Here is an 11852-nt window from a genome sequence, read left to right as displayed (position 1 = left end):
GATTATTTCCTCACACCGTTAAGTTTTTGCCAACGGCACGAATTAAGAAAAAGGCAACTATATTGGCGAGAATAACCGCGAATAAACCACCCGCTGAAGCAACCCCCACGTCGTATTGCAATAAGGCTTGGTTATAAATGAGGTAAGCCAAGTTGGTACTGTCGTAACCTGGGCCTCCGCCAGTAGAGACGAAAATTTCGGCAAAGATGGCCAACAAAAAAATCGTTTCAATCATCACCACAACGGTAATAGGACGTGCCAAATGAGGCAGGGTGAGATAACGAAAAATATGCCACCCCGTTGCGCCATCCATCTGAGCGGCTTCTTTTTGTTCTGTGTCTTGAGATTGTAATGCTGTGACAAACACTAAAATGGCGAAGGGCAGCCACTGCCAACTGACCATGATGATAATGGAAGCAAGAGGGAGTGATGACAGCCAGTCTATTGGCTCCAAACCTAAGCTTTCAGAAATCCAAGCGAAGATACCGTATACCGGGTTCATCATCATATTTTTCCAAATTAAGGCATTTACCGTTGGCATGATGAAGAAAGGTGAAATAAGCAAAACGCGGACAATACCTTGTCCCCAAAAGGGGCGATCAATCAAGGCGGATAACAACACACCTAGAACAACGGTAATGATTAATACCGAAGCCAGTAGAATTAGGGTATTGGCGACAGCCGGGAAAAAACCAGGATCAGTTAAGAAAAATTCAAAGTTCATCCAGCCGACAAAATTATTCTGACCCGGATACAACAAGTTGTAACGAATGGTTGAGAAATAAATGGTCATGGACAAAGGAACGATCATCCAGATCAATAGCAGGATGACAGAAGGCGCCATTAATAAGCGAGTGATTGAGCGCTTCATAGTGTGATCTCTTATTATAAGCGTTAAATGATGTCTTTAATGGGCAAAACGAAAAGAAAAGATAGGGCATAATGCCCTATCTTTTTGCCTTAGAGGACTAGTAGTAACCTGCTTGACGCATTTGACGGTCTGCCGATCGGTTAGCGGATTGCAATGCTTGTTCAACGCTCATAGTGCCAGACAATGCCCCTGAAACCATTTGTCCTGCGGTTGTGCCAATGGCTTGGAACTCAGGGATGGCAGCGAACTGCACACCGACGTAAGGAGAGGGTTTCATAGTGCTGTCATTTGGATTGGCAGAGTTAATGGCTTTTAATTCGGCTTCAGCAAAGACGGCTGCTTTCTGGAATTTCGCGTTTTCATAAGTACTGGTACGAGTACCGGTTGGCACCGCTGCCCAGCCGTTAGTTTTACCCACTAGGTTAATGTACTGTTTAGACGTTGCCCAACGTACAAATTTTTGGGCTTCGACTGAGTGTTTGGTGGCCGCTGGAATACCTAACGCCCATGCCCATAACCAGTTAGCGCCTTTTTGGCTGACGGCATATGGCGATTGCGCAAAGCCAACTTTGTCATGCACTTTACTTTGTTTCGGATCGGTTACGAAGGACGCTGCAATGGTGGCGTCAATCCACATGCCGCATTTACCTTCGTTAAACAAGGCTAGGTTTTCATTAAAGCTGTTGCTGCTGGAACCTGGAGGGCCATATTTGCTCAAGGTATCCACGTAGAAACTGACGGCTTTTTTCCATTCCGCGCTTTCAAGTTGAGGCTTCCAGTTCTCATCAAACCAGCGAGCACCAAAAGAGTTTGCAATGGTCGTCATTAGAGCCATGTTGTCACCCCAGCCCGCTTTACCACGTAAACAGATGCCGTAAACGCCATTGTCTGGATCATGAACCGCAGCAGCGACATCACGGATGTGTGTCCAGCTGTCTCGGTCATTGATTTCCATACCTGCGGCTTTTACTAGATCTTTACGGTACATCACCATGGAACTCTCACCATAGAAAGGTGCTGCGTACAAGGTGTTGTCGTAGGATAAACCACCACGAATGGAAGGTAGGATGTCATTCACATCGTAATTGCCACTGGTATCGATTTCTCTTAACCAGCCACGCTCACCCCAGATTGGTGCTTCATACATACCTATGGTCATGACATCGTATAAACCACTTTTATTGGCAATGTCTTGAGTGACATTTTGGCGAAGGACACCTTCTTCCAAAGTAACCCATTTGACTTTAATGCCAGGGTTGGCTTTTTCGAATTCAGGGGTCAATTTTTGCATTTCAATCATATGGCCATTGTTAACGGTGGCTACCGTGATTTGGGTCTCTGCGAAAGCGCTGGCTGCGGTTAGGCAGGCCGCGACAGATACCGCACAAGAAAGAGTCTTTTTCGTAAGGCGTTGCATATAGGTTTCTCCTGTTGGAGTGACTTTTGTTTTTATATTCTTACCTAGTTACTTGTTTATTGATCAATGAATGATCAGCAAGTGGATAAAATATAGTTCAATTTATAATTGACCTGTTAATACATAAAAACTCATTTTTGGTACTATTTTGTTTAGTTTGATTCATTTAAGTGGAAAATTAGTCAATATAATACTGTTTGTGAGGTCGTGTAACTCTAGGTAAGTCATTAGCGCTGGGTGCTTTACTGACTGAGGTCAGAAATGTGTTAAGTCGGCTTTGCTTTTTTGTGGGCAGCAATAGCAATCTGACAAGGGCAATGGCTATAATGACGGCATTGTTAATGAGAGGTTATTTGATGACTGAAACCGCAGATTCTTTAAGCTTCAAAAAGCTAAAATGGCATTGTCGTCGTGGCATGTTGGAGTTGGATGTTTTATTGGAACCATTTTTAGATGAAATTTACCTTACACTGGACGATGAGGACAAACAGCGTTTTCAAAAACTGATTGAGTGTGAAGACCAAGAAATCTTCCCTTGGTTTATGCAAAAAGAAGTGCCAGAAGATCCTGATTTGGCTCGTATCGTGGATATTATTGTTACCCGTGTTCAGCCTGACTGCCACTAAGCTGAACTTCTCTTGGGTTAGCGTTGGTTTGTGGACTAGCGCTAGCGCATCCTGCTTTATATTATTGCCTTTCTATTGGTGGCCAGACGTCTGGCAAGTCACTTTTTCTATCCTATACAGTGTGATTGTTTTAGTCTCGCTTGGGTTAGCTTGGCGTCAGCCGAGAAGTCACATTGGGATTGATTCTGACGGGGCGTATTTACGGCAACATAATAATGACCTAATACGACTTGATTTTGTTCGTGCTAATGCTGTTCAGCTCATTGCAAGAAAGGTGTCTGACGATACTATTTGGTACAGTGTGTGGCCACAATTTTGTTTGATATATCGCGATCAACTTGGGCTTGAAGATTACGCTCTATTGCGGTCTTTTGCCGCGCAAGACATGTTATCGCGCGGCGCCAAACGTTAAATCAGCACGAGTGTGTTGGGGTTAGAATGGTTGGCTTACTTTGTGACATTTTTGCCGGATAATCCAATGTAAAGTGCAGTCCACGGCTTTCTTTTCGTGACATGGCCGATTGGATAATAAGATCGGCAACCACGGCCAGATTACGTAGCTCTAGTAGATCATTCGATACCTTATAGTTGGCATAGAACTCTTGAATTTCAGACCTTAATAAGTCCACTCTGTGTTTGGCTCTAAGCAAACGTTTATTGGTGCGAACAATGCCCACATAATCCCACATAAAACGTCGCAATTCTTGCCAGTTGTGGGTAATCACCACATCTTCATCTGAATTGGTTACCTGGCTTTCATCCCAATCTGGAATCACAATGCTTGGTAAGGGAGTGGTGTGAGCCGCAATATGGCTGGCGGCTGAACGAGCAAAGACGATGCACTCAAGTAGCGAGTTACTGGCCAGTCGATTGGCGCCATGCAAACCTGTGTAAGCGGTTTCGCCAATGGCATAGAGATTGTTTATATCGGTCGCGCTGTTTCGATCTACCACAACGCCACCACAGGTATAATGGGCGGCTGGAACCACAGGAATGGGGCCTTTGGTCATATCATGGCCGTATTCCAAACAGTGTTTGTAGATGGTGGGGAAGTGTTCCTTGATAAAGTCCTGGTCTTTGTGGGAAATGTCTAACAGCACATGGGGAATACCAAGGCGCTTCATTTCATGGTCAATGGCGCGGGCCACAATGTCACGAGGGGCAAGCTCAGCTCGTGGATCAAATTTAGACATAAAGCGCGAGCCATCAGGCAGCAATAGCTTACCACCTTCACCACGTACGGCTTCTGAGATTAAAAAGGTTTTGGCTTTAGCATCATATAGACAAGTAGGATGAAATTGGTTGAATTCCATGTTCGCAACTCGACAACCTGCTCGCCATGCCATTGCAATGCCATCTCCCGATGCTGTATCTGGGTTGCTGGTATACAGATAAACCTTACTGCTACCGCCACAAGCTAGGGAAATAAATTGCCCTTGGAAGACCTCAATCGTGTCATCGTCTAGGTTTAAGGCATACACTCCAACAGAGCGGTTGGGGCCAGGCAAACCAAGTTTTTGTGTTGTGATGATGTCGACTGCAACGCGATCTGGGAAAAATTCAATGTTTGGATGGTTGCTGGCATTTTTAATCAGAGTTTTTGAGATCGCCAGTCCAGTAGCATCGGCACTGTGAATGATGCGTCTATGGCTGTGTCCACCTTCCTTTGTTAGATGATATTCGTCACTTTCTCCGTATCGAGTAAAAGGTACGCCTTGGTCGATGAGCCAGTCAATGCTGGCTTTAGAGTGTTCAACGGTAAAACGAATGGCTTCAGGGTCGCCCAATTCTACGCCAGCATCGATGGTGTCATTAATATGAGAATCTATGGTGTCTTTATCTGATAATACCGCCGCGACGCCACCTTGAGCATAAAGGGTAGAACCTTCTCGGATGTCGGCTTTGGTTAGAATGGCCACGCGATATTGATCCGCCAGCTCTAGGGCCAGTGTTAAACCCGCTGCGCCAGCGCCAATGATGACGATGTCATGTTGGTATTGTCGACTCATAATGTAATTCTGATTATTGACGAAAAAATTAATGTTACTATTCTTGCTATTAAATGAATACTTCCGAGTCATGCAAATTCATGATTCTTTGTCGTTTTTATGGGAACTTGCTGTGCCGTTTGTTGTCTCTAATCAATACCGAGCAAAGGCACAAGGTAATGACGTTGAAACATGAGGTGCCTATGCAGCACGAAACGTCTTCTGATCAGACGTTAGTTGAAAAAGTACAACAGGGTGACAAGCGAGCATTTGATTTGCTGGTGGTGAAGTACCAATACAAGGTGGTGGGGTTAATTGGGCGCTATATCCAAGATAAGAGCGAAGTCTTAGACGTGGCTCAGGAAAGTTTCATCAAGGCTTATCGGTCAATTAATAGTTTTCGTGGTGAAAGTGCATTTTATACTTGGCTATACCGAATTGCTGTCAATACCGCGAAGAATCATTTGGTAAGTCGTTCGCGTCGACCTCCTGAGTCGGATGTTGAGCTGGATAATGAAGAGGTGTTTAACACCTATGAATCTTTGTCTGATATTGCCACGCCAGAAGCCAAGTTGAACAGCAATCGACTTGAGAAAGCCATTTATCATGCTATTGAAATGCTACCTGAGGAGTTGCGTAGTGCATTGACCCTAAGGGAGTTTGATGGCCTGAGCTACGAAGATATTTCATTGATCATGGAGTGCCCTGTTGGAACGGTGCGGTCTCGTATCTTTCGAGCACGAGAAGCCGTCGAAAAACACATTCGTCCTTTTTTGGATGCAGGAGAGTCGTCATGACATCACAAAACACACATTCACCGGAGACGATGGCCAGTTTGTCTGCCATGTTTGATGGGGAAGCCACTGAGCAAGATATTGCAGCCTTGTTGGCTCAAGATACGGATGTGTTGGCTCGGCAATTGGAAGGGTTTCATGCGATTCAACAACACCTTCACAAAGATGATCAAGTAGCCGTTGGCTTACAAGACAGTCTATTGATGCGCATACATCACACCCTAGAAGCAGACGGCGAAGAGCGAGAGGCACCTGAGCCGGTTGCTCAGGAGGTGTCGTTGCCTAAGTCGAATGTTAATTGGAAAATGATGTTTTCTGGTATCGCGATGGCGGCGAGTGTTGCCTTTGTCGTGGTGTTAGGTGGTAACCTATTGCTCAAACCAGATGCCTCGCAAGTGCCATTAACGGCTGAGGTCATACCAGTTAAAGCCGCTCAACCTGTGACACCCTTGGCGGAATTAAATCAGCAAAGGTTACCGTTAGATAATGTGAAGCTACAACAGTACCTTCGTCAACACGCAGAACAAGCTACTATGACTGTAGGCCAGGGCATGATTCCGATGGCGCGCGTGGTTAATTATCCTGTGCAAGAGTAACGTATGAAACGCTTTCCGGTTGTGATTAGATGTTTAAGCTTGTGCTTACTTTGCTTCGCTCAATGGAGCATTGCTGCCGTACCAACGCTAAATGCAGTTGAATTGTTGCGTCAAATGACTCAGTCATTTCACTATCTCAATTATGATGGTGTGTTTGTGCATTCCGAAGCGTCCAATATGAACGGCATGCGCATACGCCATATTGTCACGGAAGGTATGGAATATGAAAGTTTAGTGGATTTAGACGGTGATAAGGTTGAAGTCGTTCGAATTGATGACAAAATCACTTGTGTCTATCCCGATGATCAGATGAACAATCGCTATTCGCCTTTTAAAGCTCCCTTTAAAAGCTTGAAGAAAGTCGATGAAGAGCGATTAGCGCAAGGTTATCAGTTGACAGTGAATCAAGGTCAGCATCGAATTGCAGGGCGGCAAGCCATTATTGTCAGCTTGTTGCCAAGAGATGAGTACCGTTATGGTCATGCGTTTTGGTTAGATAAAGAAAACCATTTTTTGTTAAAACACGATGTGTTTAAACCAGATGGTCAGCTGTTAGAGCGTGTTCAGTTTACCTCAGTTAACTTCACACCGGACTTGAAACAGGAAGATTTTGTCCCCAACAAGGGAACACACGCTAAAAAGCAAACGCAAGTCTTACCGCAGCGCGTTAAGAATCTGTGGCGATTTGAATGGTTGCCAGAAGGGTTTCATTTAGTTTGGCCTGAAGCAAGAGCGTTGAACCATGGAACCAGTATGCTGTTGCTGTCTGATGGCATGGCGACGGTGTCGGTATTTGTCGAACCTAGTATGTCTGTTAAACCCATTTCCATTATGGGCATGGGGGCCACCATGGCCGGTGTAAGCAGTTTTAAAGTGAAGGATCAGTTGTATTTATTGACCATAATGGGTGAAGTACCAGGCGCCACGATCGAAAAACTGATGACGGTATTTATGCCAAGGCTAGAAAATGATTGAAGAAACAGGAACCGTGATGTCGGTTGAAGCTGGCTTTGCTGAGGTCGAAACCATTCGTACCAGCAGCTGTACTAGCTGTCGTGCTCGTCATGGTTGTGGCCATCATGCTATTGCGCAAGTATCGCCAGCCAATCGCATGCGCATGAAGGCGGTTGATCCATTATCAGTCGAGGTTGGCCAGCGAGTGGTCATTGGCATTCCAGAAGATACTCTGTTGCAGGCTTCTGTGTGGATGTATTTAATTCCCTTGCTTGGTATGGTGTCCGGCGCAATACTGCCTTCCTTATGGACTGAGTCAAATGATCTGTCTGTGTTGCTAAGTTTGTTGGGCTTTGTCGGTGGGTTGTGGTTTGCCAGACACAAAGCGAACCGCTCTGCTAATAATCAAGATTTTTACCCAAAAGTTTTAAGAATTGAATCGGTTCAGGATGAAGCCAGCCCTTTGCTGTTTTCGCCTTAACTGTAAAACCTTCTTCACCTGGCACTGTAATGAATTTGGTACGTTTTAAGGAGACCAATTAATGAACAGATTGCTTAAACACGTTAGTGTGTTAGTCGTCAGCACGGTTATGATGACTTCCATGTTAACTCACGCGGCGTCATTGCCTGACTTTACAGAGTTAGTGGATGATGCTTCCCCCGCAGTCGTGAACATCAGTACGGAACAAACGGTGACCACGAAAACGGCCAATGATGGTGGTCGTCAATATAGCCCTAATAATGAAGAGTTGAATGAGTTCTTCAAGCACTTCTTTGGGCAGCAGCCTTTTGGTCAGCAAAGTCCGCCACAGCAAGGGCAGCGTAGCTCTCTTGGTTCGGGTTTTATTATTTCTCATGATGGTTATGTGTTAACCAATAATCATGTGATTGATGGTGCCGATGTGATTCATGTGCGTTTAAGTGATCGCAGAGAGTACCAGGCGACCTTGGTAGGAACGGATCCACGAACGGATTTGGCCTTGTTAAAAATTGAAGCAGACGATCTGCCGATCGTTAAAATGGCCGACTCAGATAAGCTAAAGCCGGGACAATGGGTGTTAGCGATCGGTTCACCATTTGGCTTTGATTACACAGTAACGGCTGGGATTGTCAGTGCTACGGGTCGTAATTTGCCGTCTGATAATTATGTTCCTTTCATCCAAACAGATGTTGCGATTAATCCAGGAAATTCTGGAGGCCCTCTGTTTAACTTGGATGGTGAAGTAGTGGGTATTAACTCACAGATTTACACTCGTTCAGGTGGGTTCATGGGGGTATCCTTTGCCATTCCATCGAAAGTTGCCATGTCTGTGGTCGAGCAATTGAAAAAAGACGGTAAAGTATCTCGTGCTTGGTTGGGCGTGCTGATTCAAGATGTGAGCAATGATCTTGCTGAATCTTTTGGTCTTGATCGTCCAAAAGGCGCTTTAATCAGTCGTGTATTACCGGATTCACCGGCTGAGAAAGCGGGCTTACAATCAGGTGACATCATCATGCGCTTTAATGGTGAAGAGATTGAGCATTCTGGTGAGTTGCCTTATGTTGTCGGCGGTATGAAAGCAGGTAAAGAGGTAGCGGCACAAGTTTACCGAGATGGTAAAGAGCAAACCATTGAGATTACGCTAGAGGGTCGCCCAGCGGATCCTAAAGTCATTGCTCAGTCACAACAAGATCAGAATCGCTTAGGTATGATTGTAGGTGAAGTGCCTGCTGACATGGCGAAAAGCTACAATATTGACCACGGTGTGATGATTGAGCAAGTGCTCGGTGGTACTGCGGCTCGTAATGGCCTGCAGCAAGGTGACGTGATTACCATGTTAAATGGCCAACGTATTGACAGTGTGTCGGGCTTTACTAAGATTGCTAAAGACATACCAACGGGGCGTTCGGTGCCTATGCGGGTGATTCGTCAGGGCTATCCCATGTTTATTCCGTTCAAAATAGTTGAATAACAGGGTGCTATAGAAAATAAAAAGGGCGACCAAATGGTCGCCTTTTTTATGATTTTGAATGCTGTTTTCTTCGCATCCAGATATTAAACTTTACAATTGTTTCGAGAAGATTTTTGAGTTTCTCTGATAATTATAAAGCGTCTGTTTTTGCATGGGTAAGCTGGCCAATGTGGTTTCACTAAAACCACGCTCAATAAACCAATGGGCCGTGCGTGTCGTGAGCAAGAATAATGTCTTTAAATGTTGCTCCTTTGCCGCTTGTTCAATGCCTTTTAGTAAGCGTTCACCTCGGTTGGAACCTCGATAATTAGGAGATACGGCTAAGCAAGCTAGTTCACCAGCGTGCTCTTGCTCAAAAGGATACAAGGCGGCACAAGCCACAATGGCACCATCACGTTCGATGACAATAAAGCGGTCGATTTCATTTTCCAACAAGTCTCGTGAGCGCCTCACTAAAGCGCCTTTTTCTTCCAATGGTGCCAGTAGGGCCATCATGCCGCCAACGTCATCAATATGGGCGGGACGTAATTGCTCGTAACTGTCTTCGTCTATCATGGTGCCCGCACCTTCACGAGTGAAGAGTTCTCTGAGCAGACCTCCGTTTTCGTGATAGGAAATGAGGTGCGCACGTGGCACGCCGTGACGAACCGACTGCACACAGGCTTCCAAAGCGTTTTGCGTCAGCTGTTGTAAAGAGTGATCTTTTAAGATGGCTTCGGCGTCTTTTGCCAACAGCTCTGAGTAGAGTTCACCCGCTTGATTGAAGACACCTTCTTCATCCGTATAAATAATCAATTTATCGGCTTTTAATTGGATGGCGGCCTGCGTCGCCACGTCTTCGCTTTTGAGGTTGAACACTTCGCCAGTGGGTGAAAAGCCTAAATGCGGCAAGAGCACCATGTTGTCATCTTCTAATAAACGGAAAATCGCCTCAGTATCGATTCGGCGAACTTCGCCTGTGTGGCCATAATCCACACCATCAACAACGCCAAGTGGGCGTCCGATGACATAGTTTCCGCTACAGACTTTGAGACGAGCACCATCCATTGGAGTATTAGATAGCCCCATGGATAATTGTGCTTCCAGTTGGACTCGAACCGCAGAAGACGCTTGAATCACATCCAGAAGTTGGCTTTGAGGTGTGACCCGATAATCGCTGTCTAATGGGGTTGATGAGTGATGATTTGACAGCACACGGTTGATCTGTGGTCGCGCACCTTGCACGAGCACCAAGCGAATACCAAGCGAATCAAGCAATGCCAAGTCATGGATAATGCTTGAAAAGTGCGTGCACTCTACGGCTTCACCTGGAATGAGGATAACAAAAGTTTTGCCTCGGTGGGCATTAATATAAGGAGAGGAATGGCGGAACCAGTCCACGTAATTGAGTTCTTCAGGCACGCTGCTTCTCATTAATTAGACTCATTAGATTGAAGGCAAAAACGCTCAATTAAACCACGTATTACCTTTTGCATAGGTTGTATTTGATCCAGCGCCATAAATTCATTGGGCTGGTGAGCTTGGTCGATCGAACCAGGACCAAGCACCAAGGTTTCCATGCCCATTTGATTGAGGAAAGGGCCTTCGGTAGCAAATGCGACCGTTTCGGCTGGGCGCTCAGTGAGTGTTTCACAAGCTTTAATAATAGCGGATTCAATCGGCGTATAAAAAGAGGGCACATCCGGAAACAAACTATTTAGTTGAATTTGTGTGCCGGTTTTTTCTTCGATACCTGGTAGGCGCAGAGCAATTTCTGCCATCAAAGACTGATTGCTCATACCTGGTAACGCTCTAAGGTCAAACTCTAACTCACAACGCCCACAAATACGGTTTGGGTTGTCTCCCCCATGAATACAGCCAAAGTTCATGGTTGGGTAATCTATGATGAAGTTTGCATCTTGGTAATCGCGCTTGAGTTCATTACGAAAGGTCATAAGCTCAGACATGACATTATGCATGGCATCAAGGGCATTATTACCAAGCGCCGGATTAGAAGAATGTCCCGCTTGCCCTGTCACTTTAATCCGTTCCATCATAATGCCTTTATGGGCATAAATAGGCGTTAATGAAGTGGGTTCACCAATTAAAGCGTAGCGGGCATTGAGCTTATTTTGTTGAACCAGCGCTCGAGCGCCAGCCATCGAACTTTCTTCGTCGGCCGTGGCGAGTATGATCAGAGGTTCAGTCAACTCGCAAAGTGACATTTCTCGAATGGTGTCTAATACAATGGCAAAGAAGCCTTTCATATCACAGGAGCCAAGGCCATAAAGCTTTTGATCTCGTTCTTGTAGTGTAAAAGGATCGGATTGCCAGCGACCTTCATCATACGGAACGGTATCGGTGTGCCCAGAGAGTACTAAGCCACCGGGGCCTTGTCCTATGGTCGCAATCAAGTTGAACTTGTTCGGTTGCCCTGGCAGGGACATGACTTCACACTGAAAACCTTGTGAGCTGAGCCAGGTTTCCAGCAGTTCTATGACGCCCTTATTGGATTGATCCCAATGGGCTTGGCTGCAACTGATAGAAGGAGACGCGATCAGTTGAGTCATCATATTAATGAGTGACGGTAGAGCTGGCATAGGCCTTCCTTAAATCCAAATAATTAGCCAATATTACTACGCTGGGGCTTCTGTTACACTTGCTTGGTTATGTTT

At 45.5% G+C, this 11852-nt stretch carries 13 protein-coding genes; 8 read left to right on the top strand and 5 right to left on the bottom strand.

The genetic code is table 11. From position 1 onward, the window contains the following. Positions 1-10 precede the first annotated feature (10 nt). The gene (locus MAR181_RS14000; RefSeq protein ID WP_013797253.1) at positions 11-871 is read right to left on the bottom strand and encodes a carbohydrate ABC transporter permease; all 861 of its coding nucleotides are present in this window, start codon (positions 869-871) and stop codon (positions 11-13) included. A 97-nt stretch (positions 872-968) separates the two neighbouring features. Further along, entirely contained in the window at positions 969-2288 is a 1320-nt protein-coding gene (locus MAR181_RS13995) for an ABC transporter substrate-binding protein (protein ID WP_013797252.1), read from the bottom strand. A gap of 356 nt (positions 2289-2644) precedes the next feature. On the opposite strand from MAR181_RS13995, the gene MAR181_RS13990 reads away from it, so the two are divergent. Then, positions 2645-2914 carry an FAD assembly factor SdhE gene (locus tag MAR181_RS13990; protein ID WP_013797251.1) on the top strand — a complete coding sequence of 90 codons (270 nt, stop codon included), beginning with the start codon at positions 2645-2647 and terminating at the stop codon, positions 2912-2914. Further along, positions 2892-3326 carry a hypothetical protein gene (locus MAR181_RS13985; RefSeq protein ID WP_144011252.1) on the top strand — a complete coding sequence of 145 codons (435 nt, stop codon included), beginning with the start codon at positions 2892-2894 and terminating at the stop codon, positions 3324-3326. The genes MAR181_RS13990 and MAR181_RS13985 overlap by 23 nt, the downstream gene beginning before the upstream one ends. A gap of 1 nt (position 3327) precedes the next feature. On the opposite strand, the gene nadB is transcribed toward MAR181_RS13985, so the two are convergent. Beyond that, positions 3328-4923 (bottom strand): L-aspartate oxidase, encoded by a 1596-nt coding sequence (gene nadB / locus MAR181_RS13980; protein ID WP_013797249.1) that lies wholly within the window; start codon positions 4921-4923, stop codon positions 3328-3330. 31 nt (positions 4924-4954) lie between these two features. Here nadB and MAR181_RS18500 point away from each other — a divergent pair, with 31 nt between their 5' ends. From MAR181_RS18500 to MAR181_RS13955, 6 genes are all read left to right on the top strand, one after another. Continuing rightward, complete coding sequence (locus MAR181_RS18500) at positions 4955-5098, top strand: hypothetical protein (RefSeq protein WP_171810324.1); 144 nt, start codon at positions 4955-4957, stop codon at positions 5096-5098. Next, entirely contained in the window at positions 5082-5699 is a 618-nt protein-coding gene (gene rpoE / locus MAR181_RS13975) for an RNA polymerase sigma factor RpoE (RefSeq protein ID WP_013797248.1), read from the top strand. Before MAR181_RS18500 ends, rpoE begins: the two co-directional genes overlap by 17 nt. Then, positions 5696-6292: a sigma-E factor negative regulatory protein gene (locus tag MAR181_RS13970; RefSeq protein ID WP_013797247.1), complete on the top strand. Its 597-nt coding sequence runs from the start codon at positions 5696-5698 to the stop codon at positions 6290-6292. The genes rpoE and MAR181_RS13970 overlap by 4 nt, the downstream gene beginning before the upstream one ends. 3 nt (positions 6293-6295) lie before the next feature. Then, on the top strand, positions 6296-7267 hold the full coding sequence (locus MAR181_RS13965) for a MucB/RseB C-terminal domain-containing protein (RefSeq protein WP_013797246.1): 972 nt from the start codon (positions 6296-6298) through the stop codon (positions 7265-7267). Next, complete coding sequence (locus tag MAR181_RS13960; RefSeq protein WP_013797245.1) at positions 7260-7727, top strand: SoxR reducing system RseC family protein; 468 nt, start codon at positions 7260-7262, stop codon at positions 7725-7727. Before MAR181_RS13965 ends, MAR181_RS13960 begins: the two co-directional genes overlap by 8 nt. A gap of 61 nt (positions 7728-7788) precedes the next feature. Continuing rightward, positions 7789-9198 (top strand): DegQ family serine endoprotease, encoded by a 1410-nt coding sequence (locus MAR181_RS13955; RefSeq protein WP_013797244.1) that lies wholly within the window; start codon positions 7789-7791, stop codon positions 9196-9198. A 90-nt stretch (positions 9199-9288) separates the two neighbouring features. On the opposite strand, the gene argA is transcribed toward MAR181_RS13955, so the two are convergent. Together argA and argE are read right to left on the bottom strand one after the other, a co-directional pair. Beyond that, on the bottom strand, positions 9289-10611 hold the full coding sequence (argA, locus tag MAR181_RS13950; protein ID WP_013797243.1) for an amino-acid N-acetyltransferase: 1323 nt from the start codon (positions 10609-10611) through the stop codon (positions 9289-9291). After that, complete coding sequence (gene argE / locus MAR181_RS13945) at positions 10611-11777, bottom strand: acetylornithine deacetylase (RefSeq protein ID WP_013797242.1); 1167 nt, start codon at positions 11775-11777, stop codon at positions 10611-10613. Before argE ends, argA begins: the two co-directional genes overlap by 1 nt. Positions 11778-11852: the final 75 nt, after the last annotated feature.

The sequence above is a fragment of the Marinomonas posidonica IVIA-Po-181 genome, assembly GCF_000214215.1.
In the GTDB taxonomy this organism is placed as follows: domain Bacteria; phylum Pseudomonadota; class Gammaproteobacteria; order Pseudomonadales; family Marinomonadaceae; genus Marinomonas; species Marinomonas posidonica.
Note: the sequence above shows the minus strand (reverse complement) of the source record. Positions and strands in the feature narration are given on the sequence as shown.